Here is a 24,913-nt window from a genome sequence, read left to right on the forward strand (position 1 = left end):
CCGAAAGCGGACAGGCACGCGCCGCGCCCGCCGATTCCGGATAGCCGCGCGCGGCCGCGCTGCGGATAATGGCGCAACGGCGTCGGCCTGGCCGCCGCCTTCGCCGCGCGCTCGGGACGACCGTGCCGCGCGCATCCGCAACCCGATCCAGGCACTTCCCGAATGACGATCCTCTATCGCGGCATGGACCGCGCGGCGCTCGACGCCGCGTACCTGAACACGAAGGCCGTTCCCGATTTCCCCGCATTGCTCGCGTCATGCCAGGCGCGCAGTGCGGCGCTGTACGCAGCGACGCCCGGCCGCCGCGACCTGCGTTACGGCGCGCAACCCACGCAGCGTTTCGACTGGCTGCCGTGCGGGCAGCCCGACGCGCCGCTGTTCGTGTTCATCCACGGCGGCTACTGGCAGCACTGCACGAAAGAGGATTTCGCGTATGCGGCGAGCGGGCCGCTCGCGCGCGGCTACGACGTCGTGCTCGCCGAATACACGCTCGCGCCGGTCGCGACGATGACCGATATCGTCGGCGAGATCGGCGCGCTGCTCGACCATCTCGCGGCCGACCGCGACGGCCTCGGCATCGCGGGGCGGCCGATCCATCTGAGCGGCCATTCGGCGGGCGGCCATCTGACGGCGATGCATCGCGCGCACCCGGCCGTGGCGTCGGCGCTTGCGATCAGCCCGCTCGTCGATCTCGAACCGATCGCACTGTGCTGCCTGAACGACAAGCTGCAACTCACCGCGCACGAAGTCGACGCATACAGTCCGCTGCATCACATCGGGCCCGGCGCCCCGACCGTCGTGGCGGTGGGCGAGGCCGAACTGCCCGAACTCGTCCGGCAGGCAGACGAATACGCGACGGCGTGCGAAGCCGCCGGCGAGCGGATCGCCCGCACGTGGCTGCCCGGCATGCAGCACTTCGCGGTGCTCGACGATCTCGCGACACCCGACGGCGCGATGCTCGCCGCATTGCACGCCATCGCGCCGCGTTAGCCGCGCCGTATCGCACGCGCACGGCCGGGCGTATGATCGGCGTCAGGCCGGCGCGATGACGGCGCGATGACGGCGTCCCCCGCACGGCCTTCCAGGATTCCACGACATGGTGAACCCGCTTCATTTCGATCTGCAGTCGCTGCGCGTGTTCGCGCTCGTCGCCGAGCACGGCAGCCTGACGAAAGCGGCCGAACACGGCCAACTCACGCTGTCCGCGGTCAGCAAGCGCATCGCCGAACTCGAAAGCGTGACCGGCAGCGCGCTGTTCGTCCGGCATGCGCGCGGCGTCGAGCTGACGCCCGCGGGCCGGGCACTGCTCGATCATGCGGCGAAGGTGATCGAGCAGGTCAACCGGATGGCGCACGAGATGAGCGACTACGTCGCCGGCGTGCGCGGCCATATCCACGTCTGGACCAACACGTCCGCGATCGTCCAGTTCCTGCCCGCCGATCTCGCCGCGTTCCTCACCGACAACCCCGGCATCAAGGTCAGCCTCGAGGAGCGGCTGAGCCACGAGATCGTCGACGCGCTCGCGTCGGGCAAGGCCGATCTCGGCGTATTCGCGGACAACGTGCCGGCGCCCGGCATCGAACGGCGGCTCTACCGGCGCGACGAGCTCGTGCTGCTCGTGCCGCGCACGCACCGGTTTGCCGCGCGCGACGGCATCCGCTTCGCGGATACGCTCGACGAGGACTACGTGGGCTTGAGCGACGGTAGCTCGCTGCTCGCGCGCATGACCGACGCCGCGTTCGCGGCCGAGCGCTCGCTGAAGCTGCGGATCCAGGTATCGAATTTCGACGGCGTGAGCCGGATGATCGAGGCGGGGCTCGGCATCGGCGTGTTGCCGCGCGATGCGGTGACCGGCGAACGCGCGGCGCGGCTCGGTGTCGTCAAGCTCGACGACGCGTGGGCGACGCGCACGCTGTGGGTCGGCGTGAAAGCCGGCACCGTGCTGACGACCGACGTCGCGAAGCTGTTCGATTTCATGTCGGCGCGGTGAAGCGGAGCTGCCCGCGGTTAAAACGGTTCGGTGCGGGCGCCCGGGAACGCGATCATCGGTTCGCGTTCGAGCCTGTTTCAGACGTTCTGCTCATTTCCTCGAAAGGTTGATCTGGGGCCGCCCAATGAACGAATCGAGCTACCGCATCATTATCGCCTTTGCCTGCTTAACTTATGGCATCGGGATATCCGCAATCATGGCATTTCGTCCGGAACGGATATTGGCTTTCTATTGCAGATCGAAGGCCTGGCGATGGTCGTACAAATTCTTTTACAACATGTCTCCGGAAGACATCATGTCGGCCACGATGGTTCGAATCACCCGATTCCAGGGGGGGGTGGGGCTGGTGTTCTGTACGGTCCTTATGCTGGGCCTCATGTTCCGCCGGTAGCCGTGGCGTCGCCGGCTCGCTCATTCAGGAGCGCCATCTTCCCATACCCCACATCGCCGTCAAACCGGATTGATGTCGTCCTGGCTGCGCCGCGTGGTCAGCGGTCCGAGCACGCGCAGCGTGACGGCGACGATGCCGAGCGCGACCGAGATCACGCCGAACATCGCGCCCGCGCCGTAGTGGCCGAGCACCGGCAGCAGCACGAACGGCAGCGCGCCGCTGACGATGCGCGACAGCGCATAGGTACTGCCGATCGCCGTCGAGCGCACGCGCGCCGGGAAGATCTCGGCCTGGTACACGTGATACGCGTTGCTGAACACGTTCGACGCGCACGTCGTCAGGAATCCGAAGCCGACGATCAGCACGGTATTGCCCGAATACGCGAAGCACAGCCCGAACACCGCGATCGACAGGATCGACACGATCACGAGCGTGCGGCGCTCGATCCAGTTGAGCAGCGGAATCGACAGCAGCGAACCGATCGGGTAACCGATGAACGACAGCGCGATGAACAGCGTGCTGTCCGTCACGTCGAAACCGCGGCTTTTCACGACCGTGCCGGCCAGCGTACCGAATCCGTAATAGCCGAAGCCCTGGAGCAGGTGAAAGATCGCCAGCATCACGTAGCGCGCGCCGTACGGTTGGCGGCGCAGCAGCGCGATGCGCTCGCCGAGCCCGAGCGGCCGCTGCGGCTCGACCGGTGCCGCGAAGTGTTCGGGCACGCGCACGCCGGCGCTATCCGCGAAACGCCGCAGCGCCGCGTGCGCGTCGGCCGTGCGGCCTTGCGCGAGCAGCCAGCGCGGGCTTTCCGGCAACCGGTGCTGGATGAACAGCACGTACACGGCGCCGAGGCTGCCGATCGCGAGGATGATGCGCCACCCGGCGACGCCCGCCACCTGCAGCGGGTTCAGCCACAGCGCGAGAAAGCCGACGAGCGGCACCGCGACATACGAAGTCGTGTAGGCCCACGCCGCGAGCCGCCCGCGCTTGTCCTTCGGCAGGATTTCGGACAGGAAGCTGTCGGCGACCGGATAGATCGCGCCGACGCCGATGCCCGTCAGGAACCGGCACGCGACGAGCATGTCGGCGTTCACCGAAAACGCACCGACCAGCGAGAACGCGCTGTACCACCCGAGCGTGAGCAGAAACGCCTTGCGCCGGCCGATACGGTCGGCCAGGCTGCCGAGGCACATCGCGCCGACGAACATGCCGATGAACGCGGACGCCAGCAATAGCTTGAAATCGGCGCTTTGCCGGCTCAGCCCGTATTCGTGCTGCAACGCGGAGCCGATCGTACTGACGAGAAATATCTCGTACATGTCGAAGAACAGCCCGATGCCGATCACCCAGACGACGAACCGGTGCAGCGCACCGACCGGCAGATCGTCCATGAAATCGCCGAGCGTGACGCGGCGGCCGGGAAGGGCCGCTGCATCGGCGCCGGCGCCTGCTGAAGCGGCCGGCGGCCGCGCGGATTCAGGTCCGCCGGCATGGCCGCCGAGGTCGAGGGATTGGCTGTTCATCGTGTCTCCTGATTATCGATATGCCGGGGCGCGGGGCCCGGCCGTTCGCGACCGGCGTCACGCGCCGGCCGCGCGACGCGACGGCACGCATCGCCGGACTCGTGCAAGCGCCGGTCATGCCGGCTGCGCCGATCGTCCGACACATGGTGGGCAAATCGGCGGCACGTGATAATTGCGGATGTTTCAAGCGTCCTTTCCTGAGCAGAAAGGGTCGGGCGCCCGCGGCAGCCCGTATTCGCCCGGCAGGCCGTTGCAGCCTGCGTGGCGGGCGGGGGCGTATCGAAAACGATGGCCCCCCGCGCCATCCTGCGGGCCGGGAAAACCATGACGTCGGTTGCGTGGCCGCCGGCGCAACCGCCGCCGACGGCCACGCAACCGACGCAGCAAGCGAACGGCACGATGCCGGCGATCGCTTCGGCACCCGATGTGGCGAAAAACATACACATAGGATTCCGGATCATTCATGCGTCAATCACGCGTGCGGCGCGTCGCAGCAGGCGCTCAACGCGTTCGAAAGGCCGTAACGAACTCGTCCGGTCGTGCTTGACACCGCCGGAACCGTTTCGTAGCATCCGCCTGCTTCATCCCTGAACCCTCATCGAATCGGTGATCCAAGTGCCCGCAATCATTCGTCCCTTCGCCTGATACGCCGACGACTGCCATCCCGGCCGCGTCGTCCTGCCCGGTTCCGCTCGCGCCATCGCGCCGGAACGGTGATCGCAGGGCCGCTGCCGGACTCGCACTGACACCGCAACGCACTCCTGTCCGTTCGTTCACGTCGTCGGCTTTTTCCCTGTTTCCGGAGAAAGACCATGACGCTGGATTTTCGCGCCTACGCGCAATCGCTCGACCTTGCACGCTACCCGCGCACGCCGCACCTTGAAGGTTCGCGCCTGCAGGACGGCGACGAAGGTCACGACCACGTTCCCTATCGCACCCTCGCGGGCGCGCACCTCGTCGTCGAGGAAAAGCTCGACGGTGCGAACACGGGCATCAGCTTCAGTCCGGCAGGCGAACTGCTGTTGCAGTCGCGCGGCCACTATCTGGCCGGCGGCGGCCGCGAGCGGCAGTTCGGCTTCGTGAAGACGTGGGCGGCGGCCCATGCCGGCTGGCTGCTCGAGCGCCTCGGCGATCGCTACGTGATGTACGGCGAGACGATGAGCAAGAAGCACGCGGTGTTCTACGACGCGTTGCCGCATCATTTTTTCGAATTCGACGTGTTCGACCGTGCGACCGGCCGCTTCCTGTCGACGCCTGCGCGGCGCGCGCTGCTCGCCGACGGCCCCGTACTGTCGGTGCCCGTGCTGTACGAGGGCGTGGCGCCGGCGCGGCTCGCGGACCTCAAGGCGCTGCTCGGCCCGTCGCTCGCAAAAACGCCGGACTGGCGTCGCGCGTTCGAGCACACCGTGCGACGGCAGGGGCTCGACCTCGCGCGCGCGTGGCAGCAGTGCGACAAGTCGGAGCAGTCCGAAGGGCTCTACGTGAAGATCGAGACCGACGACACGACGACCGCGCGCCTGAAGTGGGTGCGCCACGATTTCGTGCAGGCGATTCTCGATTCCGCGCGCCATCACTCGGAGCAGCCGTTCATCCCGAACCTGCTCGCGCCGGGTGTCGACCTGTATGCACCGCGTCCGACGGTGACGTGGGGGCCGAGCCCGGCAGCGCATCCGAACCAATGAATGCGAAGCGGCCGCCTGCCGCTTCGACAGGAGTCTCGATCATGAAGTACGAACATCTGCAGGCGCTCGTGCCTGCGCCCGGCCAGCAGCCGGACTATCGCGCATGCCTCGCGGCGTTCCCCGCGCTGGAACACGCGAAAACCACCCCGCAGGAGCCCGCGCATCACGGCGAAGGCGACGTGTGGACGCATACGATGATGGTGATCGATGCATTGCTCGCGCTGCCCGGTTATCGGACGGCGTCGCGCGCCGATCAGGAAATCGTGTTCCTGGCCGCGCTGCTGCACGACATCGCCAAGTCGAGCACGACGGCCGTCGATCCCGTCACCGGTGCGATCGGTCATCCCGGCCACTCGCGCAAAGGGGCGATCGACGCGCGTATCGCGCTGTGGGATGCCGGCGTGCCGTTCGCGGTGCGCGAGGCCATCTGCCGGATGATCGCCGTGCACCAGGTGCCGTTCTTCGCGATGAGCGGCTCGCGCCGCGGCACGCCCGAGTTCATCGCGCGCGAGCTGTCGTGGCAGGTCAGCCTGCCGCTGTTGTGCCTGCTCGCCGAAGCCGACATTCGCGGGCGCATCTGCAACGACACGCAGCGTGTGCTCGACAATATCGAGCTGTGGCGCGAACTGGCGCGGGAGGACGGCTGTTACGGCCAGCCGCGTGCATTCGCCGACGCGCATACCGCACTCAGCTACTTCCGCGGCGCGGACGTGCATCCCGACTATCCGCTGTTTCGCACGCCGGGCTCGCCGGTCGTCGTGATGGCGGGCCTGCCGGCATCGGGCAAGAACACGTGGGTCGCGCGGCATCATCCGGATCTGCCGGTCGTGTCGTTCGACGATGCGCGCGATGCGTTGGGGCTGCGTCACGGTCGCAACGAGGGCGCGGTCGCGCACCATGCGGTCGATGCCGCGAAGGCGATGTTGCGCGACCGGCGGCCGTTCGTGTGGAATGCGACGAACCTGTCGCCGCTGATGCGCAAGAAGACGCTCGACCTGCTGTATGCGTACGGCGCCGACGTGACGCTCGTGTACCTCGAACGGCCGCGCGCGGAACTGTTGCGCCGCAATGCGCGGCGCGACACGTCGCTGACGAACCGGGCGCTCGAGGCGATGCTGCTGCGCTGGGATCTGCCGCTGCCGACCGAAGCGCATGCGGTACGCTACGAAGTCTGACGGGCGATGTCGTCGTGCACGCCGGTACGCCGCCTGTCACCGCGGCGTACCGGCGGCGCACCTCATTTCAGTTCCGGATTCTGCTGCGTCGCGCACGCGCGCAGCGCGGCCACGCGCTCGCTGTCGCCGAGCTTCTCGAACAGATCGGCCATCTCCATCTGCGCGACCGGATCGCCTTCACGCGCCGCGCGCCAGCGCAACGACGCGATCATCCCTCTCACGCGTTCGCCGGGCGTTTCGCCGTCGTAGCCCGACATCGCCTGCATCACGTCCGCGAGCTTGTTGTATCCGGCCGGTACATGATGCGCGAGCAGCCACGCGACCGCCGGCTGCGCGCCTTCCCAATCCTCGTCCTCGAGCGAACTGTTGACGAGTCGCGCCGCCGCGCGCCACGCGCCGAGCGACGCGGCTTTCGCGTACGCTTTGTCGGCATCGCGACCGCGCGACGACGGCGCCGCGTCGAACGCCGCCTGCGCAGCGGCCGACGGCGGCGGCACCGCGAGCTTCGTGCAGCGGAACGCGCCGTCATCGGGCGCGTTGCCGGGCAGACGGGCCCAGCGCAGCTGGTCCTTCAGCGCGCGATCGAGCGTCGGCCGCACGTCGCTTTCCTTCATCGACGCGAATACCCAGGAAGTGCGCACCTGGCGGGCGGCGTCCCAGTCGTCGTCGGCCACGGCGTGTTGCGCGAATGCCAGGCAAGCGGCCGCGCAGCCGATCCGGAGCAGTTGTCGTGCAGGGGATGTCATCGTGGATTCCCCTCAGCTCGCGATGACGATGAAGGCCGTCAACGCAATCGGGAACAGTGCGAGGCCAAGCAGGCCCAGCGCGCCGTCCGCCGCCATCGTGATCGGCGACAGGGCGAGCTTGGCGCCCTTGCCGAGTACCGATGGCCGCTCGATGACCTTGACGTCATACTCGTGATTGAACGCCTGCGGGAGCGACGACGGCGTGACGTCGTTCGGCTGGTAGCGCTTGCCGCTGATCGTACCGCTCTCCGTCAGCTGGTGGCGCTGGTCCTTGAAACCGTCCGCGAGCGCACGCTCGCGAAGCTCGGAGCCGGGAGGCGCATCCTCGCGCGCAAGCCGCAGCACGTAACGCCCGGAGATCGTATCGCCGTGCGTCTCGAAATCGTCGAAGTCGGTATACAACTTGGGACGGTAGGGTGCCGTGAGGTTGATGGCGAGGGCCGGCGGCACATCGAAAATGTAGTGATACTGCTTGCCGATCACGACGAGCTTTTTCCCGTCCGCGCTGATCAGGAACGCCGAGAGCGTTTCCCGGTATTCAGGGTCCTTCATCAGGCGATGGGTGACGGGCCCCAGGTCGGCGCTGGAACAGCCGGCCAGCATGCCGGACGCCGCCACGGCGGGCAGCGCGAGAAATGTTCTTCTTTTCATGGATGGTGTAATGGTGTTGTTCGTTATTCGGCCAAACCGCATGAATGTCGGGTGAAGCGTTCGACGAACGCTGCACGGTGACGGCCTTGGACGCGGTTTCGCCGTCCGCTATTCTAGGGATGAAACCGGCAATGCGATACGTGCGGCCGGCATATCGGCTGCCACCAGGAGACCAGCACCATGCATCAACCGACCGACCACCGGGCAACCCTGTTGCGCACGCTCGGCATCCGCGCGCCGATCGTGCAGGCGCCGATGGCCGGCGTCAGCACGCCGGCGCTGGCCGCCGCCGTCTCGAACGCGGGCGGGCTCGGCTCGCTCGGCGTCGGCGCAACCGATTCCGACGGCGCACGCAAGATGATCCGCGACACGCGCGCGCTCACCGACCGGCCGTTCAACATCAACGTGTTCTGCCACCGTCCGGCGCAAGCCGACGCGGCCGTCGAGCGCGCGTGGCTCGACTGGCTCGCCCCCGCGTTCCGCGCGTATGGCGCGACGCCGCCTGCATCGCTGTCGGAGATCTACACGAGCTTCGTCGCGGACCACGCGATGCAGGCGATGCTCGTCGAGGAAAAGCCGGCGGTCGTCAGCTTCCATTTCGGGTTGCCGTCCGCTGACGTGATCGCCGCGCTCAAGCGCGCGGGCATCACGCTGTTCGCCACGGCGACGAATCTCGACGAAGCCCGCCAAGTTGCCGCCGCCGGCATCGACGCGATCGTCGCGCAGGGCATCGAGGCCGGCGGGCATCGCGGCGTGTTCGATTCGACCGCGCACGACGATCGCCTCGGCACGTTCGCGCTGACGCGCCTGATCGTGCGCGAATGCGCGCTGCCGGTGATCGCCGCCGGCGGCATCATGGACGGCGCGGGCATTGCCGCCGCGCTCGCGCTCGGCGCGCAGGCCGCGCAGCTCGGCACCGCGTTCGTCGCGTGCCCGGAGACGTCGATCGACGACGGCTACCGCCGCGCGATCCTCGGCGAGGCGGCGCACCGCACCACGTTCACGCACGCGATCTCGGGCCGCGTCGCGCGCGGCATCGCGAACCGGCTGACCGCGCTCGGCGACGACCCGCGCGCCCCGGCCACGCCTGCGTATCCGATCGCCTACGATGCGGGCAAGGCGCTGCATGCGGCCGCGAAAGCGCAGGGCGAATTCGGTTACGGCGCGCAATGGGCGGGGCAGGCGGCGCCGCTGGTCCGCGCGCTGCCGGCGGCCGAGCTGTTCGCGGCGCTCGAACGCGAAACGCGGGCGGCAATCGAGCGGATGCAGCACGTGCTGGACTGATCGCCTGCGTGCAATGTTCTGTATCCGCGCCGCGCGTGGATACAGTGCGATACAACGCCCGCGCGCGGCTTCGCTATAAAGCAGGCATGACCTCTTTCGGAGCCCGTCATGTCTGCCACCTGGTTCAAAGGGTCCTGCCATTGCGGGGCCGTCAAGTTCGAAGTCACGGCGGCCATTGCGCCGGCCGTCCGCTGCAACTGCAGCCTGTGCCGCCGGCGCGGCGCGCTGATGAGCCCGATGTTCGCCGCCGCCAACCTGACGATCGTCGAAGGCGAGGGCGCGCTGACCTGCTATCAGTTCAACACGCACACGGCCCGTCACTATTTCTGCAGCCGGTGCGGCGTCTATCCGTTCCACCAGACCCGCAAGGACCCGGCATGCTGGCGCGTCAATCTCGGCTGCCTCGACGGCGTCGATCCCTATGCGCTCGACGCGACGATCGCCGATGGGGCAAGCCTCTCGGTCGTGGAGGACGCATGAAACGCTGGCTGATGATCCTGCTGTTTGCCGCAGGCGGGCTCGCGACCGAAATCGCGCATCCGGTGCAGTGCACGTTACTGTCGGTCAGCCGTCAGCCAACCGGCAAGCGCCGCGAGCCGGGCTGAGCGAGCGCGGCGCGCGTCAGCCGATCGAGACCGATTATCATGCCTCCGATAAAATCGCATGCGATATATAATGCGTTGTCTGCGACCGTTCGCGTCGCTGGAGGAAGTCCATGAAACCGACCGAAACCCCGTCGCCCGCCGCGCCGAAGCTGTCCGAGTTCCTGTGCTTTGCGATCTACTCGGCGAACCTTGCGTTCGGCAAGGCGTACAAGCCGATCCTCGACGAGCTCGGCCTCACGTATACGCAGTACATCACGATCATTGCGCTGTGGGAGCAGGACAACCAGACCGTCGGCCAGCTCGGCGAGAAGCTGTTCCTCGAATCCAACACGCTGACGCCGATCCTGAAGAAGCTCGAGGCAATGGGCTACCTGGAGCGGCACCGTGATCCGTCCGACGAACGCCAGGTGCTCGTCAGCCTGACGAAAAGCGGCCGCCGCGTGCGCGAGAAGGGGCTCGACATGAACCTCGTCGAAGCCACCGGGCTGAAGCCGGACGAATTCGCGAAAGTGCAGAAGGCGATCGTCACGTTGCGCGGCAACCTGATCCGGTCGACCGAAGCATAAGAACACTCAGGCCCGGCCAACGGCCGGCGCGGGAATCGCGCCGGCCGCGTTGTCACGTGTGCGCGTCGCCCAGCACCAGCAGGTGCATCTCGCGACGGACGACGAAACCGAGCGCGAGATAGCGCTCGATCGCCACCTGGTTCGTCGTGAGGACGTGCAGGAACGGCGTCTCCGCACGCGCGCCGATCGTCGCGATCAACGACCGGATCAACCGCGCGGCCAGCCCTTGCCGCCGAAACGCGGCGTCCACGCAGACGGCGCTGATCTCGGTATACCCTTCGACCTGCATCCGCTGGCCGGCCATCGCGGCCAGCCGGCCTTCGCTGCGCACGCCGATGTAGTGGCCAAGCTCGAACGTGCGCGGGCCGAACGGGCCCGGCTGCGCGGCGGCGGCTAGCGCGAGCATGTCCGGCACGTCGGCTGCGCCGAGCGGAACGGGTTCCGCTTCGTGCGCCGCGTCCAAGGTTCCTTGCCAGGTCATTTGAAGCAACGTCGCGCGCCGGATCGCCGACAGGCTCGCCGGCGCCTCGATCTCGTCCGGCGTGACGAGCGCCGCCGGCCCGTGTGCGGCGATCAGCTCGCACAGCGCGTCGAACGACGCCGGGCTCGTGTCGTCGATCGCGGCAAACGGCGCGATGGCCGTCGGGAACCGCCGCGCGCGACCCTCGCCAAGCGCAAAGCGGCGCTGCCTGCCCGTGAGCGCATGCCAGACGACCCGGTCGAGCACGTGCGCATCGGCTGTCGCGTTTCCGTTCATGGCGTCCGGCATCGGCGGCTCCTTGGTGGAAGATGGGGAGCCGCACAGAATAATCCCGGACAGGGCGAACAGGTAGCGCTCGCGATACGGTCCGGGACAATACCAATAAAAAAGCGTACGCGATTACATCGCATGCGCTTTATATGGCGGAGATCGGCGAGCGAATTCGCCGTACCGCGCTCAATGGCCGAAATAGATCGAGCGCTCGGCGGTGCGCACCGTGTTGCGGCTGCCGGACTGCGTGGCGCCGCCGGCATCGCTGCCGTAACCGGCTGCCTGCGTGTCGGCCGCGACGGCACCGTGGTCGCGAATCCGGTTCAGCGCCGCCTGGATATTGTCCGGATAGTTCGGATCGTTGGGACGATTCGGCTGGTAGCCGGCTTGCTGCAGCGCGGCCAGTTCCGCACGCACCTGCGCACGCGTGACGGTGCTTTCACTTGCAAAAGCCGGCGCGGCGACGGCGGCCGACACGGCAACGAGAACGGTGGCAATCAGTTGGGTCTTCATCATTTACCTCGACAGGATTCGGGAATTCGGGAGTTGCGCACCACACGCCGACTATCGGCGTCGTTCGCGCGTTCGTTCAATGACCGAAGTAGATCGAGCGTTCGGCGATTCGGGTCGCCGGCCGGCTGCCCGACTGCGTAACAGCGGCGGCATCGCTGCCGTAGCCGGATGCCGACGTATCGGCCGCCACCGCGGGACTCGCGTGAATGCGCGTCAATGCGGCCTGCAGATCGTCCGGGTAGTGCGGATCGTTCGCGCGGCCCGGCCGATAACCGGCTTGTGCCAACTGGACGAGCTCGGCGCGTACCTCGGCGCGGGACACGACGGCTTCGTCGGCGAACGCCGGTGCGGCGGCGGAAGCGGAAACGGCAACGAGAAGGGCAGCGATCAGGCGGGTTTTCATCATGCACCTCGACAAAATGGAATCAGCGATAAAGGGAATCAGGTTCACGTACCGGGCGGGCGCTCAGTGACCGAAGTACACCGAGCGCTCGGCCACGCTGACGACATGCCGGCGGCCGGATTGCGTCGCGGTGTCGCCGTTGCCGCCGTAGCCGGCCGCCGGTGCGTTGGCCGCGACGGCATCGTCGGCGCGGATCTGCGTCAGCGCGGCTTGCAGATCGTTCGGGTAGGTCGCGTCGGTCGCGCGGTTCAGCGGATAGCCGACGTGTTGAAGCTGCGCGAGTTCGGCGCGTACCTGCGCACGCGTCACGGTGGCTTCATTGGCAAACGCCGGAGCGGCAACGGCAGACGAAACAGCGACGAGAAGGGCAGCGATCAGTTGGACTTTCATTTTTTTCACCTCGATGGAAAAGGAATCGGGAATTCGGGAGGGCGGCGCTCGGCCGCCCGATGCAACGCTCAGGCGATCCGGATGTCGACGTCGATGTTGCCGCGCGTCGCCTTCGAATACGGGCAGGTCTGATGCGCAGCGTCGACGATGCGTTGCGCGACGTCGCGCTCGAGCCCCGGCACGCTCACGTTCAGCCGGGCCTGCAGGAAGTACGCGTTACCCGCCGTGCCGAGATCCACTTCGGCGTCGACCGCGAGATCGGCCGGCAGCGTCACCTTCGCGGCGCGCGCCGCAAGCTGCATCGCGCCGATGAAGCAGGCCGACCAGCCGGCCGCGAACAGTTGCTCCGGGTTGGTGCCGGTGCCGGCGCTGCCCGGCGACGACAACTGGATGTCGAGGCGGCCGTCGGAACTGCGCGCGGCGCCGTCGCGGCCCCCGGAAGTCGTATGCGTCTTGCCCGTGTACAGCACTTTGTCGATCTTGCTCATCATTTGCTCCGTCTGTTGGTTTGTCTCAGATGCGATTCGATCGCATGCGACGCAGTTTCCGCCTGACGGCCACCCACGTCAAGCGGATTCGATTAAATCGCATGCGATATTTTGTATTTCAATGTATCCGGATCGTGTAGCGCCTCGCGGGACAAGGCTTTCCGGCGATTCGACATCGATGGCCGGGCATCGACGAACGGCGACCGATTCCGGAAAGGCAGCGGGAGAGCAGGGTAGCCCGCCGATCGACGTTTCCAGAAAGCGAACAGGCTCCTTGTCATTATTTCGCTTTCTACAACGCACCGTCTCTTCTAACCTTGCCGGACCCGATCGCGAGCGGCCCACCCACGGCCAGCGCTCGCACGGACAACGAGCACATTCGAAACGGAGACATTACGTGTCGCGCGCCAGCCCTCTTGCAACGGCCACGGATTCCCGGCCGACCGGAACCCTCGCGAACCTGCGGTCCATCTTCAGCGGATCGGTAGGCAACCTCATCGAGTATTACGACTGGTACGTCTATTCGGCGTTTTCGCTGTACTTCGCGAAGGCGTTCTTTCCGAACGGCAACCTGACCGTGCAATTGCTGAACACGGCGGCCATCTTTGCCGTCGGTTTCATCATGCGTCCGATCGGCGGGTGGCTCGTCGGCATGTACGCGGATCGCAAGGGGCGCAAGGCCGCGCTGCTCGTGTCGGTGCTGGCCATGTGCATCGGCTCGCTGATCATCGGGCTGACACCCGGCTACGACACCATCGGCATCGCCGCGCCCGTGCTGCTGGTCATGGCGCGGCTGCTGCAAGGGCTGAGCCTCGGCGGCGAGTACGCCAGTTCGGCGACCTATCTGAGCGAAATGGCTGCCCCCTCCAGCCGCGGTTTCTATTCGAGCTTCCTGTTCGCGACGCTGTCGCTCGGTCAGTTGCTCGCGATGGGCGTCCTCGTGGTGCTGCAGCAGTTCTTCCTGACCACCGCGCAGCTCGAAAGCTGGGGATGGCGCATCCCGTTCCTGCTCGGATCGCTGCTCGCCTGCAGCGCGATCTTCCTGCGCAGCAACATGAAGGAAACGGCCTCGTTCGAGCAGCATCGCCAGAGCAAGCGTCGCCACGCGTCGCTCGCCGACCTGTTTCGCCACAAGCGCGAATGCCTGATCGTCGCCGGCCTGACGCTCGGCGGCACGGTGGCGTTCTATGCGTACACGACGTACATGCAGAAGTTCCTCGTCAACAGCGCGGGGATGAGCAAGGCCGACGCGTCGATGGTCTCCGTGCTCAGCCTGCTTGCGTTCGTCGCGATGCAGCCGATCTTCGGCAGCCTGTCCGATCGCATCGGCCGTCGTCCGCTGCTGATCGCGTTCGGCATCCTCGGCACGCTGTGCACGGTGCCGATTTTCCAGGCGCTGCGCGGGGTCGAGACGACCGGCAGCGCGCTGGCGCTGATCATCGGCGCGCTGCTGATCGTCAGCCTGTATTCGTCGGTCAGCGCGGTGGCCAAGGCCGAGCTGTTCCCGGTCGGCGTGCGTGCGCTGGGCGTGGGGCTGCCTTACGCGATCACCGTCTCGCTGTTCGGCGGCACGGCCGAGTATGTCGCGCTATGGATGAAGAGCATCGGACACGAAGCGTGGTTCTTCTACTACGTGTCGGGATGCGTGCTCGTGTCGTTGCTCTGCTACCTGTGGATGCCCGACCCGAAGCGCGTCTCGCGCATCGACGAAGCCTGACGGCCACGCGCCCGTTCCCGGCCGCCCGCGCGTGACGCGCGGCGGCCAATCGCGCATCAGCGGAAATCCGCATACTGCCGCACCAGCGACAGCATCGACGGTATCAACCCGCGCACGTCGCCGCGACGCCACTGGAACGCATACTGAAGCGGCGTCAGCGGCGGCTCGCTCGTCAGTTCGACGAGATCGCCGCCCAGGCGCGCACGCGCCCAGTCGACCGGCAGGAAGCCGATGCCGACGCCTTCACTCAACATCCCGGCCACCGCGCTCCAGTTGTTGCACGCGATCCGGCGCGCATGATTGATCCCGCATGCCAGCAGCCAGTCGTCGAGAATGCGCGTCACGCCCGAACCGGACGGCAGCAGTACCAGCGCATGACGGGCGATCAGCGCCGGCGTCAGATCGCGTTCGCTGCCGACCAGCGTCTCGGCCGCCATCCACGCGAACCGCGCTTCCGCCACCGGCTGCGACATCACGCTGCCGCGCGACGAACGGCCGGCGATCACCGCGAAATCCAGCTCGCCGGCGTCGACTTTCTCCTCCAGCGCCGCGCCCACGTCGACATACGGCTCGAGCGCCAGCTTCGGATGCAGCTTCTGGACCGCCGCGACGAAGCGCGGCAGCCACGTGAGCGCCGACAACTCGCCGACGCCGAAGCGCAGCCGGCCGCTCAACCCTTCGTCCCGCGCGACCGATTCCTGCAACGCGGCGACGGACTCGAGCACCCGCACCACGGCGGGCAGCAACGCCTCGCCGTCGTCGGTCAGCACGGCGCGATGGCCGCTGCGGTCGAACAGCGTGCGCTCGACCACCTGTTCGAGTTCGTTGATGCGCTTGGACAACGACGACACCGACAGATGGAGCCGTTGCGCGGCGGTCGAGAAGTTGGCGCAGGTCGCCGCCCAGTAAAACGCGTCGAGTTGCTTGAGAGTCGGAGTCGCCATGATCTTTCGCTTTTATCGAACAAATTCCTTGGAAGATTATCGCTTTTTAAGCGCCTCGCGCGACCCTAAAATTCCCGCATCGATTCGACAACAGGCCGCAGAAATGACCCCGTCCGCCTCATCCCGTCCCGCAGCCAGCCGTCCGCTGGCCGATACGCGACCGCCGCGCGTGCTGCGCAACATGCTGAGCCTCCACGATTTCGAGGCGGCGGCGCGGCGTGTGCTGCCGCGCCCGATCTTCGGCTATGTCAGCGGCGCGGCGGAGGACAACCGCACGCGCGACGACAACCGCGCCGTGTTCGACGAGTACGGATTCGCGACGCGTGTGCTGCGCAACGTTTCGCAACGGCAACAGACGGTCGAGCTGTTCGGACGGCGCTATGCGTCGCCGTTCGGCATCGCGCCGATGGGTATCCATGCGCTGTCGACCTATCGCGGCGACATCGTCTTGGCGCGGGCCGCGCAGCGCGCGGGCATCGCGTCGATCATGAGCGGCTCGTCGCTGATCCCGCTGGAAGAGGTGGCGGCCGCCGCGCCGGGTACCTGGTTCCAGGCGTACCTGCCCGGCGATGCCGATCGTATTGCCGCGTTGCTCGAACGCGTCGCGCGCGCCGGCTACCGCACGCTGGTGATCACGGTCGACATTCCCGTGTCCGCCAATCGCGAGAACAACGTGCGGACCGGCTTCACCACGCCGCTGCGCCCCGGGCCGCGCCTGTTCTGGGACGGCATCACGCGGCCGCGCTGGCTCGCGGGCACCTTCGCCCGGACGCTGCTCGCGCACGGCATGCCGCATTTCGAAAACTCGTTTGCGACACGCGGCGCGCCGATCCTGTCGTCGACCGTGCTGCGGGATTTCTCCGCGCGCGACCATCTCGACTGGGGCCACCTGAAACGGATCCGGCAGGAATGGAAGGGCGAACTGGTGATCAAGGGCATTCTCAGCGTGGACGATGCCGTGATCGCGCGCGACATCGGCGCCGACGGCATCATCCTGTCGAACCACGGCGGCCGCCAGCTGGACGGCGCGGTGTCGCCGATGCGGATCCTGCCCGACGTGGTGCGGGCGCTCGGAGCGGATTATCCGGTGATGATCGACAGCGGGTTTCGTCGCGGGTCGGATGTGCTGAAAGCGGTTGCGATGGGCGCGCGCATGGTGTTCGTCGGGCGGCCGTTCAATTACGCGGCGGCCGTGGCCGGGGAAGCCGGTGTGCTGCATGCGATCGGTCTGCTGCGCGACGAAGTGGACCGGAACATGGCGATGCTGGGCGTCGGGCAATGCAGCGCGTTGACGCCCGACGTGCTGATTCGGAAAAGTGGATCGTCGGCGGCGTAGGTGGCCAGGTCCCAGCCGGACGGGTTCGGCGGACGCTTCGACCGGTTCGCGGCAGGGCAGGTGAATCGAAGGTCCGCGGCTGTTGCCGCGTAAGCCGATGGCGGATGGCCGGTACCCGTCAGCGGGCGGCTGCCTGTTGCGTCTGCTGCTCGGCAAAGCGGCGCTCGACGTTGTGTTCGCGCGAGCGCGTCGACGCGCTATGCGCGAATATCGACGCGTGGTGGGAACGCATCGACGGAACCGGTTTTCCGGTGGTTTAACGCGCCGATCCTTTTATCGAGGAACACGTAGTTGGAGCATATGATGGTGCTATCAGGATAACTTTTCTTATCACAATAGCTCGATTCAGTTTACAAACTGGCCGATTCGAAAACGCGCCGCTGCCGGTCACGAAAACCGCCGATGGCAGCGTCACCACCGGCGAAGGAGGCCGCGTCGTGGCCGACAGGCGCCGCTATCGCGCCGGTTCGCTCTCGCGCCAGCGCACCATCAGCGTATTCGACGGCAACGTTTCGTCGCGCAGCTTGCGCGCGACGTCGACGCCCCCGACCGGCAACCCGTGCGGATCGAGCAGCCCGAGCTGCACGAGCACGCTCGCCTGGTCCCAGTAGATGTGCTCGTTGTAGAGCTTCGGCCCGCGGAATTCGACGACGACGACCATCGGAATCTCCACGCGCTTGCCGGTCGGCGCGACGCCGGGCAGCAGCCAGTCGATCTCCCGGTCGTGCGTAAACGTCAGGATGAACTCGTCCACCATGCGATCGACGCCGACCACGCGCGAGATCGGCGCCATCGCCATGTCGGCCGGGTTGCCGTGGATGAAGTGATGCGTGTAGAAGCGCTTCAGTTCCGTGTACCCGGTGCCGCCCGTCATGGTCGGCACGTGATTCACGTACGGTTCGGGCACCATGGTCCGCATCGTCTCCTCGGGATCGCGCGCGGCGAATTCCAGATGGAAGTGATGATCGGCGAGCGCGCCCAGATCGTAGTCGGGGCCGAGCACCTTGCGAAACACCGCAAGACTGCGTGTGTGCGCGGACATCGCGGCCGCCTTGACGAAGGTCGGCCCGCTACGGCTGAAGGCATGGCCGGCACCGTCGTACGCGTAAAGCTTCAGGTTCGGCTTGCCGTCCAGCGCCGCGCGGATCGCCGTCACGGTCGCGGGCGGATTGAGCGGATCGTCGGCGCCGAAATGCAGTGCGAGCGGGCACGCGATGCGCTCGGCCAGTTCGAGCGACTGCTCGATGCCGACACCGTAATAGCCGACCGCGCAATCGACGTCGCCCTGCGCCGCGGCGAGCCACGCGAGCTTGCCGCCGAGACAGAAGCCGAGCACGCCGACCTTGCCGGTCGATTCGGGCAGCGTGCGCGCATGGGCGATGGTCGCACGGATATCGTCGACGGCGCGGGCCACGTCGAGGCGCGTGTAATAGTCGAAAGCCTTGGCATGGTCGGCGTCCCCGTAACCAAGTTCGATGTTCGGACCGAACGGGTGGAACAGGTCCGGCGCGATGACGACGTAGCCCTCGGCCGCATAGAGATCCGCCACTTTGCGCATCTCGGCGTTCACGCCGAAGATTTCCTGCAGCAAGACGATGACCGGGCCGTGGCCCGCTTCCGGCAGCGCGAGATAGGCGTCGAACGCCGTGTCGCCCCGTTCGATTCTGATGTGCTTCTTCATGGTTGAAGTCCCGATGGAAGAGGGGGGAAGGAATGCGAGCCGAACGGTTCGCTACTGCGCTGCGTGCCGTTCGAACCATTCGCGCGGCGAGCGGCCCTGATCCGGCCCGAGGATCGAAAAACCGCCGTCGACCGGTACGTCGATCCCGGTGATCCACGCGGCATCGTCCGAACAGAGAAACGCGACGACTCGCCCGATCTCGTCGCCGCGACCGACGCGGCCGAGCGCATGCAGCGGCCGGCCGACGCGGTCCGCGACGTCGACCGACCCACCCGCGAGCCGTTCCAGCGACGGCGACCACGTCCAGGCGGGCGACACGCTGACCGCCCGCAGGCCATGCGGCGCCAGCTCCACGGCGAGATTGCGTGTCAGTTGCAGCAGCGCGGCCTTCGACGCCGGATACAGCGCGCGGGCGGCCGCGCCGAACTTGCCGCCGACGCTGCCGAGGTTGACGATCACGCCACCGCGCCGCAGATGCGGCGCGGCCTTCTGCGCGAGGATCGCCGCCGACACGAGATTGACGTCGAGCAGGCGCGACCATTGTTCGCGCGTCGACGCGAGGCCTGCATCGTCGTAGCTGCACGCATTGTTCACGACGATGTCGAGACCGCCGAACGCGGCGAGGGCAATCGCGATCGTGCTGTCGAGTCGCGCGTCGTCGGTGACGTCGGTGTGTGCGAAGCGCGCCGATGTGCCGATCGAGGCGGCCAGCGCGTGGCCGGCCGCGTCATCGAGCCCCGCGATCAGCACGTCGGCGCCTTCGTTCGCGAGGGCGCGCGCGATGTCGGCGCCGAGTCCCTGCGTCGCGCCGGTGACGATCGCGACCTTGCCCGCGAGGCGTGCGCGCGTGCCAGCCGGGCTCGTCTGCGAGGACGCTTCGGAAGCGTGCGAGACGTTCATGTGCCCTCCGTGTGCGACGCGTGGCCGAACAGCTCCGCCACGCTGGAAATACCCGCGATCAAGCGCATCGACTCGAGCGATGCATCGTGCTGCCGACGATCCGCGCACGCGCAGGCGTCGGCCGCGACGGTCACGCGATAGCCGAGATCGGCGGCATGGCGCACGGTCATTTCTACGGTCGAGTGCGTGGCGACGCCGGCAACGATCAGGTGACGCACGTCGTGCGCCGCGAGGATCCGTTCCAGCGGCGTACCGATGAAGCCGCTCGTGCACTGGTGATGGATGACATGGTCGAGCGCGCGCGCCGGATCGGGTTCGAGCGTCGGGTAAAACTGCGCGCCCCAGCTGCCGTCGCGTAGCGCGCCGAGCTCGGCCGTGCGCACGAAAATCGGTGCATTGCGCGGCAAGTCCGCGTAATCCTCGCGGAAGGCGATGCGGACATGCGCGATCGGCAAGCCGAGCCCGCGCGCGCCGGCCAGCAGCGCGCGGGCCGCGTCGAGCACCGCCGCGCGGTCGGGCCGGTCCGCGTCGAAGCCGACGCGAATCTTGCCGCGCGGATCGAGCACGTCGTTCTGGTAATGCAGCGCGATCACGGCGGTGCGCGCAAGCGGTATCGACGGCGATGCGGCGTTCACACGAATACCTCCAGGTTCGCGAGCGCATCGGTCGAGTTGATGAGATCGACGCGCTTCAGATAGATCTTCCAGTCCGGGCCGCGCGTATCGAGCTTGTGCGTGACGAGCCCGGCGAGCGTGCGCTGCCCGATGCGCCATTCGTTGACGATCAGCGTCGAGTGGACCACCAGCCGGCCGGCCGCATCGCGGCCGTCGACGATCACGTTGCCGACGATGCGCGCGGTGCGCGTCGACGGCTGCTGCGACCAGTTGCGCCGGTTCGTCACGCGGGCCGCGCGCACTTCGCGCAGCGTCGCATCCTCCCAGAAGAGCGAGATATGGTCGCGCGGGCTGGTCTGGCCCGGCTCGTGCGGCAGCCAGTACATGCCGTCGGGCGTCCACAGGTCGAGCCATGCGTCGAATGCGCGCGTATCGAGCAGCCGCGCCTCGCGAAACAGAAACTGTGCCGCCTGCGCGTGCAGCGCCGCGTCGGCGGCGAGGGCAGGGGCGTCGACCGCGACGGTCGACAGGTCGAAAGCCGGATCGTGCAGCATCAGGCGTCTCCTGCGCGCGTGCGCGCGGGTGGGGCGGCCTCGTCGACCATGAAGCGTTTCCACGCGGCGAACTGGTTGCGCATCGGCAATTCGCTGGTGCCGTTGATCGACACGAAGCCGTCGTCCGTCGCGCGATCCGTGCCCGCGTAGCGATGCATGCTCACCCACTCGCCGCCGCGGGTCTGATTGCCTTCCTGGCAGCGTGCGTAGACTTCGACGTCGTCCGGCATCACGTTCGACGACGGCGAATTGATCACGTTCGCGTAGGTCAATGCGCGATCGAACACCGCGTCGGGTGCACCTTTCAGGCGAAACAGCTGGATTTCAACCAGTGTCCGGTCCACCGCGATCGGACGAATCACGCGGAACTGCTGAAACACCGTATGCGGGGAACCGCTGCCGTAGATCACGGTGTTGTGGCGATTCATCCCGAGAATCCGGCGTGCGCGTTCGTCGCCATAAGCCTGCGCGAGCACCGCGAAATGCGCGTTCGACACCGAATCGCGTTCGGCCGCCGCCGGATCGAAAATCCCTTCCATGTAGCCGTGGCCGTATGCGTAGGCGCACAGTTCCAGTTTTTCCCAGAATTCGTACGGCTCGCCGTTGCCGTCCATGATGAGCAGCTCGAACGGCATCGCGCCCATTTCCTCGGCCTGCGCGCGGGCCGACATCACCGACGATTCATGCGTGACCGGCGCATGCATCGTGTCGTGCAGGTTCTCGTAGAACACTTTCCAGTTCGAGCGCTGCAGGACGCGGAACACGCCCCCCGTGACCTCGACCTCGCCGACCGGGGAACGGTCGCACAGATTGTCGATCGACGACACGACGCCATTCAGGAAGGTCCGCAGATCCGGGCCGTCGTCGCTCTGGCTCGCGAACACGAAGCCGCGATAGCTGTCCACGCGCGCGACGCGGCGCATCGAGAAATCCGGATGCTTCGGGTCGAAGCAGGTGTTCTGCAGGCCGTTGCGCAGCGGCGCCGACAGGTGCGTGCCGTCGTGCCTGAAGGTCCAGGCATGATACGGACACCGGAAGAATTTCCCGACCGAGCCGTCGCCGTCGGGTACGACTTTCGCGCCCTTGTGCGGACACCGGTTGTAGATCACGTGGATCGTGCCGTCGGATGCACGCACCATCACCACGTCCTGGTCGCCGATACGCGTCGTGTGATAGTCGCCGGCCGTCTTGACCTGGCTCTCGTGGCCGACGTAGATCCACGCACGACCGTAGATCCGTTCCATTTCCAGCGCGAAGATCGCGGGATCGGTATAGAGGCGCTTGTGCACGCTGTCGGGGCGCACCAGCCCGGCCAGCGTCTCGTTGGTAACGCTCATGGGGTTTCCTCGATGGGAAGGGTCAAAGATCCAGCACGAGATGCGCGCCGTGCGCGCGCGACACGCATGGACAGAACGCGCCGCTCGCGTGGTCGTCGTCGCTCAGGCAGATGTCGCGGTGATCGGGATCGCCGTCGAGCAAGCGCACCGCGCACACGCCGCAATCGCCGCGCCGGCAGTCGTAGAGCGGATCGAGGCCGGCTTCGATCATCGCGTCGAGAATCGACGTGCCGGGCGGCACGTTCAGCACGTGCCCCGAGCCGGCGAGACGCACTTCGACCGTGGCGTTTTCCGCCGTCGCGACCGGCGCGGCAAAGCGTTCGCAGTGCAGCGCGTCGTCGCGCCAGCCAAGATGCCGCGCGGCCGCGAGCGTCGCCTCGATGAGCCCGGCGGGCCCGCACACGTACAGATGCGTGCCGCGCTCGGGCGCGCCGATCGCGTCGGCCAGCGGCAGGCCGCGCGACGGTTCGCCGTCGTCGAACCAGCATGTCGCACCCGGTAGCGCGGCAACCTCGTCGCGATAGGCCATCGACACGGCATCGCGCGCGGCGTAGTGCAGCGTGAACGGCCGCCCGCTGCTCGCCAGTTCGCGCGCCATCGCGAGAATCGGCGTGATGCCGATGCCGCCGGCCACGAGCAAGTGCCGGCGTGCGTGCGCGACGAGCGGAAAATCGTTCCGGGGCGGATCGATGTCGAATTCGTCGCCGGGCGCACAGGCGTGCATCCACTGCGAACCGCCGCTGCCGGCCGCTGCGTGCAGCACCGCGATTTCGTAACGGTCGATCGAATCGGCGCGGCCGCCGGCGTTCACGAGCGAATATGCACGCCGTTGCGAACGAGGGGAGAGGGGCACGTGCACGCCGATATGCGCGCCGGCCGTGAACCCGGGCAGCGGGCCGCCGTCGGCGGCGACGAGATGCAATCGGCGGATTGCGGGCGTCAGCGCATCGATGCGCTCGACGCGAATTCTGAGCGGGGACATCCAGCGGCTCCGTTGAATTCAGAGGAGCCCACTGTATGCGGGCGAATGTGCCGCGAATATCCGGCGAGCGCAGCGCCTGTCCGGCGCGCGCAGAATTTCCGCTCAGCCAGCGGACTGGCGCGCGCGCCGCAACGTATCCGACGGCGATTCCCGAAACGTTTCGCGGTACAGGGCGGCGAAGCGGCCCAGATTCGCGAAGCCGCAACGGAGCGCCACGTCGGCCACGCGGTCACTTTCGCGGCCTTGCAGCAATCGGTCGCGTGCGCGTTCGAGACGCCGTTCGCGGACCAGCTGCATCGGGCTGCCGCGCGAGAAACGCTGGAACCCGTCGAGCAGCGTACGCACCGGCACGTCGGCCGCCAGCGCGATATCGGCCAGCGTGATCGGCTCGCACGCGTGCTCGTCGATATAGGCTTCCGCGCGCTTGACCGTGCGCGGCACGAGCGCCGTTCCGCCGGGCCGCGTCTGGCAGTGATGCGGCTGCCCGGCGAGCAGGAGCGAGATCACGAGCCGCTCGAATTCGAGTGCGATACGGCGGTCGCGCTGCGCGAGCGCGACCGTCTCCGGCGACGACGCCATGACGCGCAACTGCATCAGCCACGGCAAGAGTTCGGAGCGGGAGAGATCGAGCACCGGCTCGATCTGCAGATGGTCGTAGCCGGTGTGAGCCAGGATCGCGCGCTTGTCGACGCGCACGAAGAACTGCTCGCAGTCGCGGGAGAACGTGCCGCCGAAATGGCTGGCCGGGCTGACGATGACGCCCTGCGCCGGCCCGATGATCACGCGCCGGCCGCCGACGCTCACGTCCGCATAGCCGCCGAGGCTGAGGATCGCGAGATAGTAATCCTCGATTTCCCCGACATCGACGCCCATCGCGACGTCGTAACCGATCGTGCCGAACCCGACGCTGTCGATCCGCACGTAGTCCATGTACGCGGAATAGCCGCCACGCGAGCTGCCAGGGATGAGTCGATGCGGCTGCAGCACCGCGGCGATCCGTTCACGCGTGTCGTCGATATCGACCGATTCGAAATAGCGGTATCGACGGAGCAGGGTCGGCTCAATCGGCAAGGAAGCATTGGGCATGGCGAATCTTCTTTGCGTATGCGGGGAAACCCGGGGCGCGACATCGAACGATCGCCGTTGTTTTCCGGGGCACGTTCACTGTACACGTTTGCGACAAGGTCAATAAAACGGCCAATATCGGCCTCCGGATACTTGCGGGAATCGGACAGGCAGCCGTGTGAGGTTGCGTTTATTGGCTGGATATCGGCCGGATGGTGAGCGTCGGCGGACGTCATATTCGCTCGGGTCGCCACACGCGCCGGACGATGCCGGCGGAAATCCTCACGTTCGCGTGGGAATGGATGGCGACTTCATCCTGCGTCCGTGTGGCGTCGCCTGATCACGACGAAACCGAGCGCATGAAGACGATGCCGGGCGCTTGGTCGCGAGTTGGGATCGGCCCGAGGTCGGTCGCGTGATTGGATGCGACGAGTAGCGACGCTGGATAGCTTGCGACGGGTCGAAAAGCGGACATTTCAATCTAGCTACTACAACATATGTCGTAGCCATTTCAAGATGTCGTAGCGGCGGCTAAATAGAAATGTCGTGTTTTGAAGGGTTCAGGGTTCGTCTCTTTCGGGTTACAGATTTCGCGGAGTCGAAGAGCGGAGCTTGAACGGGCAGG

General features: G+C 67.0%; 26 protein-coding genes. 10 read left to right on the forward strand and 16 right to left on the reverse strand.

The window, feature by feature from the left end; all coding sequences use genetic code 11:
- The first annotated feature begins 162 nt into the window (after positions 1–162).
- Both H0X91_RS30155 and H0X91_RS30160 read left to right on the forward strand, forming a co-directional pair.
- Positions 163–990: an alpha/beta hydrolase gene (locus H0X91_RS30155; RefSeq protein ID WP_062910632.1), complete on the forward strand. Its 828-nt coding sequence runs from the start codon at positions 163–165 to the stop codon at positions 988–990.
- A 106-nt stretch (positions 991–1,096) separates the two neighbouring features.
- Positions 1,097–1,990, forward strand: coding sequence for a LysR family transcriptional regulator (locus H0X91_RS30160; protein WP_006483569.1), 894 nt, complete (start codon positions 1,097–1,099; stop codon positions 1,988–1,990).
- A gap of 450 nt (positions 1,991–2,440) precedes the next feature.
- On the opposite strand, the gene H0X91_RS30165 is transcribed toward H0X91_RS30160, so the two are convergent.
- Positions 2,441–3,904 (reverse strand): MFS transporter, encoded by a 1,464-nt coding sequence (locus H0X91_RS30165; RefSeq protein ID WP_062910631.1) that lies wholly within the window; start codon positions 3,902–3,904, stop codon positions 2,441–2,443.
- A gap of 812 nt (positions 3,905–4,716) precedes the next feature.
- On the opposite strand from H0X91_RS30165, the gene H0X91_RS30170 reads away from it, so the two are divergent.
- Positions 4,717–5,586, forward strand: a complete 870-nt coding sequence (locus tag H0X91_RS30170; RefSeq protein WP_034201763.1) for an RNA ligase family protein — start codon at positions 4,717–4,719, stop codon at positions 5,584–5,586.
- 41 nt (positions 5,587–5,627) lie between these two features.
- Positions 5,628–6,761 (forward strand): AAA family ATPase, encoded by a 1,134-nt coding sequence (locus tag H0X91_RS30175; RefSeq protein ID WP_062910629.1) that lies wholly within the window; start codon positions 5,628–5,630, stop codon positions 6,759–6,761.
- Positions 6,762–6,823: 62 nt separating this feature from the next.
- Here the strand turns inward: H0X91_RS30175 and H0X91_RS30180 are convergent, their stop codons facing one another.
- Together H0X91_RS30180 and H0X91_RS30185 are read right to left on the reverse strand one after the other, a co-directional pair.
- Complete coding sequence (locus H0X91_RS30180) at positions 6,824–7,507, reverse strand: hypothetical protein (protein WP_062910628.1); 684 nt, start codon at positions 7,505–7,507, stop codon at positions 6,824–6,826.
- Between the two features lie 12 nt (positions 7,508–7,519).
- Positions 7,520–8,158 (reverse strand): hypothetical protein, encoded by a 639-nt coding sequence (locus H0X91_RS30185; protein ID WP_034201760.1) that lies wholly within the window; start codon positions 8,156–8,158, stop codon positions 7,520–7,522.
- A gap of 180 nt (positions 8,159–8,338) precedes the next feature.
- Between H0X91_RS30185 and H0X91_RS30190 the strand changes: the two genes are divergently transcribed.
- The 4 genes from H0X91_RS30190 (at position 8,339) to H0X91_RS30200 (ending at position 10,613) form a co-directional block, all read left to right on the forward strand.
- Entirely contained in the window at positions 8,339–9,442 is a 1,104-nt protein-coding gene (locus H0X91_RS30190) for an NAD(P)H-dependent flavin oxidoreductase (RefSeq protein ID WP_196433601.1), read from the forward strand.
- Positions 9,443–9,550: 108 nt separating this feature from the next.
- Positions 9,551–9,922: a GFA family protein gene (locus H0X91_RS30195; RefSeq protein ID WP_006482256.1), complete on the forward strand. Its 372-nt coding sequence runs from the start codon at positions 9,551–9,553 to the stop codon at positions 9,920–9,922.
- A complete protein-coding gene (locus tag H0X91_RS35280) occupies positions 9,919–10,047 on the forward strand; it encodes a hypothetical protein (RefSeq protein ID WP_006493914.1) in 129 nt (42 codons plus the stop codon). The genes H0X91_RS30195 and H0X91_RS35280 overlap by 4 nt, the downstream gene beginning before the upstream one ends.
- A gap of 110 nt (positions 10,048–10,157) precedes the next feature.
- Complete coding sequence (locus H0X91_RS30200) at positions 10,158–10,613, forward strand: MarR family winged helix-turn-helix transcriptional regulator (protein ID WP_006482257.1); 456 nt, start codon at positions 10,158–10,160, stop codon at positions 10,611–10,613.
- 52 nt (positions 10,614–10,665) lie between these two features.
- On the opposite strand, the gene H0X91_RS30205 is transcribed toward H0X91_RS30200, so the two are convergent.
- The 5 genes from H0X91_RS30205 to H0X91_RS30225 all read right to left on the reverse strand — a co-directional run bounded on the left by H0X91_RS30205 (position 10,666) and on the right by H0X91_RS30225 (position 13,158).
- Positions 10,666–11,382 carry a GNAT family N-acetyltransferase gene (locus H0X91_RS30205; protein WP_062910627.1) on the reverse strand — a complete coding sequence of 239 codons (717 nt, stop codon included), beginning with the start codon at positions 11,380–11,382 and terminating at the stop codon, positions 10,666–10,668.
- 168 nt (positions 11,383–11,550) lie between these two features.
- Positions 11,551–11,880, reverse strand: a complete 330-nt coding sequence (locus tag H0X91_RS30210) for a DUF4148 domain-containing protein (protein WP_006493913.1) — start codon at positions 11,878–11,880, stop codon at positions 11,551–11,553.
- A gap of 73 nt (positions 11,881–11,953) precedes the next feature.
- Positions 11,954–12,280: a DUF4148 domain-containing protein gene (locus H0X91_RS30215; protein ID WP_034201941.1), complete on the reverse strand. Its 327-nt coding sequence runs from the start codon at positions 12,278–12,280 to the stop codon at positions 11,954–11,956.
- A 63-nt stretch (positions 12,281–12,343) separates the two neighbouring features.
- Positions 12,344–12,670 carry a DUF4148 domain-containing protein gene (locus H0X91_RS30220; protein ID WP_012492627.1) on the reverse strand — a complete coding sequence of 109 codons (327 nt, stop codon included), beginning with the start codon at positions 12,668–12,670 and terminating at the stop codon, positions 12,344–12,346.
- A gap of 68 nt (positions 12,671–12,738) precedes the next feature.
- Positions 12,739–13,158: an organic hydroperoxide resistance protein gene (locus tag H0X91_RS30225; RefSeq protein WP_034201940.1), complete on the reverse strand. Its 420-nt coding sequence runs from the start codon at positions 13,156–13,158 to the stop codon at positions 12,739–12,741.
- Between the two features lie 397 nt (positions 13,159–13,555).
- Here H0X91_RS30225 and H0X91_RS30230 point away from each other — a divergent pair, with 397 nt between their 5' ends.
- A complete protein-coding gene (locus H0X91_RS30230; RefSeq protein WP_034201756.1) occupies positions 13,556–14,875 on the forward strand; it encodes an MFS transporter in 1,320 nt (439 codons plus the stop codon).
- A 56-nt stretch (positions 14,876–14,931) separates the two neighbouring features.
- Here the strand turns inward: H0X91_RS30230 and H0X91_RS30235 are convergent, their stop codons facing one another.
- Positions 14,932–15,819: a LysR family transcriptional regulator gene (locus tag H0X91_RS30235; RefSeq protein WP_006482261.1), complete on the reverse strand. Its 888-nt coding sequence runs from the start codon at positions 15,817–15,819 to the stop codon at positions 14,932–14,934.
- Here H0X91_RS30235 and H0X91_RS30240 point away from each other — a divergent pair.
- Complete coding sequence (locus tag H0X91_RS30240; protein WP_062910626.1) at positions 15,818–17,155, forward strand: alpha-hydroxy acid oxidase; 1,338 nt, start codon at positions 15,818–15,820, stop codon at positions 17,153–17,155. The two genes, H0X91_RS30235 and H0X91_RS30240, sit on opposite strands and share 2 nt — an antisense overlap.
- A gap of 454 nt (positions 17,156–17,609) precedes the next feature.
- Here H0X91_RS30240 and H0X91_RS30245 read toward each other — a convergent pair whose 3' ends face one another.
- The 7 genes from H0X91_RS30245 to andR all read right to left on the reverse strand — a co-directional run bounded on the left by H0X91_RS30245 (position 17,610) and on the right by andR (position 24,309).
- Positions 17,610–18,836, reverse strand: a complete 1,227-nt coding sequence (locus tag H0X91_RS30245; protein ID WP_034201754.1) for a dienelactone hydrolase family protein — start codon at positions 18,834–18,836, stop codon at positions 17,610–17,612.
- Between the two features lie 51 nt (positions 18,837–18,887).
- Positions 18,888–19,736, reverse strand: a complete 849-nt coding sequence (locus H0X91_RS30250) for an SDR family oxidoreductase (protein ID WP_196433602.1) — start codon at positions 19,734–19,736, stop codon at positions 18,888–18,890.
- Complete coding sequence (locus tag H0X91_RS30255) at positions 19,733–20,371, reverse strand: cysteine hydrolase family protein (RefSeq protein WP_006497238.1); 639 nt, start codon at positions 20,369–20,371, stop codon at positions 19,733–19,735. The genes H0X91_RS30250 and H0X91_RS30255 overlap by 4 nt, the downstream gene beginning before the upstream one ends.
- Entirely contained in the window at positions 20,368–20,904 is a 537-nt protein-coding gene (locus tag H0X91_RS30260) for an aromatic-ring-hydroxylating dioxygenase subunit beta (RefSeq protein WP_006497237.1), read from the reverse strand. The genes H0X91_RS30255 and H0X91_RS30260 overlap by 4 nt, the downstream gene beginning before the upstream one ends.
- Positions 20,904–22,241 carry an aromatic ring-hydroxylating dioxygenase subunit alpha gene (locus tag H0X91_RS30265; RefSeq protein WP_062884510.1) on the reverse strand — a complete coding sequence of 446 codons (1,338 nt, stop codon included), beginning with the start codon at positions 22,239–22,241 and terminating at the stop codon, positions 20,904–20,906. The genes H0X91_RS30260 and H0X91_RS30265 overlap by 1 nt, the downstream gene beginning before the upstream one ends.
- Before the next feature lie 22 nt (positions 22,242–22,263).
- A complete protein-coding gene (locus H0X91_RS30270) occupies positions 22,264–23,223 on the reverse strand; it encodes a PDR/VanB family oxidoreductase (protein WP_034201751.1) in 960 nt (319 codons plus the stop codon).
- A 102-nt stretch (positions 23,224–23,325) separates the two neighbouring features.
- Complete coding sequence (gene andR, locus H0X91_RS30275) at positions 23,326–24,309, reverse strand: anthranilate 1,2-dioxygenase regulatory protein AndR (RefSeq protein ID WP_196433603.1); 984 nt, start codon at positions 24,307–24,309, stop codon at positions 23,326–23,328.
- Positions 24,310–24,913: the final 604 nt, after the last annotated feature.

The organism is Burkholderia sp. 9777_1386, assembly GCF_015712265.1.
Taxonomy (GTDB): Bacteria; Pseudomonadota; Gammaproteobacteria; order Burkholderiales; family Burkholderiaceae; genus Burkholderia; species Burkholderia cenocepacia.

What these genes read in the sequence shown, in the direction of transcription:
- H0X91_RS30185 (WP_034201760.1), bottom strand. Translation starts at nt 8,158, where the DNA reads ATGAAAAGAAGAACATTTCTCGCGCTGCCCGCCGTGGCGGCGTCCGGC.
- H0X91_RS30235 (WP_006482261.1), bottom strand. Translation starts at nt 15,819, where the DNA reads ATGGCGACTCCGACTCTCAAGCAACTCGACGCGTTTTACTGGGCGGCG.
- H0X91_RS30215 (WP_034201941.1), bottom strand. Translation starts at nt 12,280, where the DNA reads ATGAAAACCCGCCTGATCGCTGCCCTTCTCGTTGCCGTTTCCGCTTCC.
- H0X91_RS30250 (WP_196433602.1), bottom strand. Translation starts at nt 19,736, where the DNA reads ATGAACGTCTCGCACGCTTCCGAAGCGTCCTCGCAGACGAGCCCGGCT.
- H0X91_RS30160 (WP_006483569.1), top strand. Translation starts at nt 1,097, where the DNA reads ATGGTGAACCCGCTTCATTTCGATCTGCAGTCGCTGCGCGTGTTCGCG.
- H0X91_RS30195 (WP_006482256.1), top strand. Translation starts at nt 9,551, where the DNA reads ATGTCTGCCACCTGGTTCAAAGGGTCCTGCCATTGCGGGGCCGTCAAG.
- H0X91_RS30265 (WP_062884510.1), bottom strand. Translation starts at nt 22,241, where the DNA reads ATGAGCGTTACCAACGAGACGCTGGCCGGGCTGGTGCGCCCCGACAGC.
- H0X91_RS30240 (WP_062910626.1), top strand. Translation starts at nt 15,818, where the DNA reads ATGATCTTTCGCTTTTATCGAACAAATTCCTTGGAAGATTATCGCTTT.
- H0X91_RS30270 (WP_034201751.1), bottom strand. Translation starts at nt 23,223, where the DNA reads ATGTCCCCGCTCAGAATTCGCGTCGAGCGCATCGATGCGCTGACGCCC.
- H0X91_RS30175 (WP_062910629.1), top strand. Translation starts at nt 5,628, where the DNA reads ATGAAGTACGAACATCTGCAGGCGCTCGTGCCTGCGCCCGGCCAGCAG.
- andR (WP_196433603.1), bottom strand. Translation starts at nt 24,309, where the DNA reads ATGCCCAATGCTTCCTTGCCGATTGAGCCGACCCTGCTCCGTCGATAC.
- H0X91_RS30225 (WP_034201940.1), bottom strand. Translation starts at nt 13,158, where the DNA reads ATGAGCAAGATCGACAAAGTGCTGTACACGGGCAAGACGCATACGACT.
- H0X91_RS30210 (WP_006493913.1), bottom strand. Translation starts at nt 11,880, where the DNA reads ATGATGAAGACCCAACTGATTGCCACCGTTCTCGTTGCCGTGTCGGCC.
- H0X91_RS30180 (WP_062910628.1), bottom strand. Translation starts at nt 7,507, where the DNA reads ATGACATCCCCTGCACGACAACTGCTCCGGATCGGCTGCGCGGCCGCT.
- H0X91_RS30245 (WP_034201754.1), bottom strand. Translation starts at nt 18,836, where the DNA reads ATGAAGAAGCACATCAGAATCGAACGGGGCGACACGGCGTTCGACGCC.
- H0X91_RS30200 (WP_006482257.1), top strand. Translation starts at nt 10,158, where the DNA reads ATGAAACCGACCGAAACCCCGTCGCCCGCCGCGCCGAAGCTGTCCGAG.
- H0X91_RS30165 (WP_062910631.1), bottom strand. Translation starts at nt 3,904, where the DNA reads ATGAACAGCCAATCCCTCGACCTCGGCGGCCATGCCGGCGGACCTGAA.
- H0X91_RS30155 (WP_062910632.1), top strand. Translation starts at nt 163, where the DNA reads ATGACGATCCTCTATCGCGGCATGGACCGCGCGGCGCTCGACGCCGCG.
- H0X91_RS35280 (WP_006493914.1), top strand. Translation starts at nt 9,919, where the DNA reads ATGAAACGCTGGCTGATGATCCTGCTGTTTGCCGCAGGCGGGCTCGCG.
- H0X91_RS30220 (WP_012492627.1), bottom strand. Translation starts at nt 12,670, where the DNA reads ATGAAAGTCCAACTGATCGCTGCCCTTCTCGTCGCTGTTTCGTCTGCC.
- H0X91_RS30190 (WP_196433601.1), top strand. Translation starts at nt 8,339, where the DNA reads ATGCATCAACCGACCGACCACCGGGCAACCCTGTTGCGCACGCTCGGC.
- H0X91_RS30260 (WP_006497237.1), bottom strand. Translation starts at nt 20,904, where the DNA reads ATGCTGCACGATCCGGCTTTCGACCTGTCGACCGTCGCGGTCGACGCC.
- H0X91_RS30170 (WP_034201763.1), top strand. Translation starts at nt 4,717, where the DNA reads ATGACGCTGGATTTTCGCGCCTACGCGCAATCGCTCGACCTTGCACGC.
- H0X91_RS30205 (WP_062910627.1), bottom strand. Translation starts at nt 11,382, where the DNA reads ATGCCGGACGCCATGAACGGAAACGCGACAGCCGATGCGCACGTGCTC.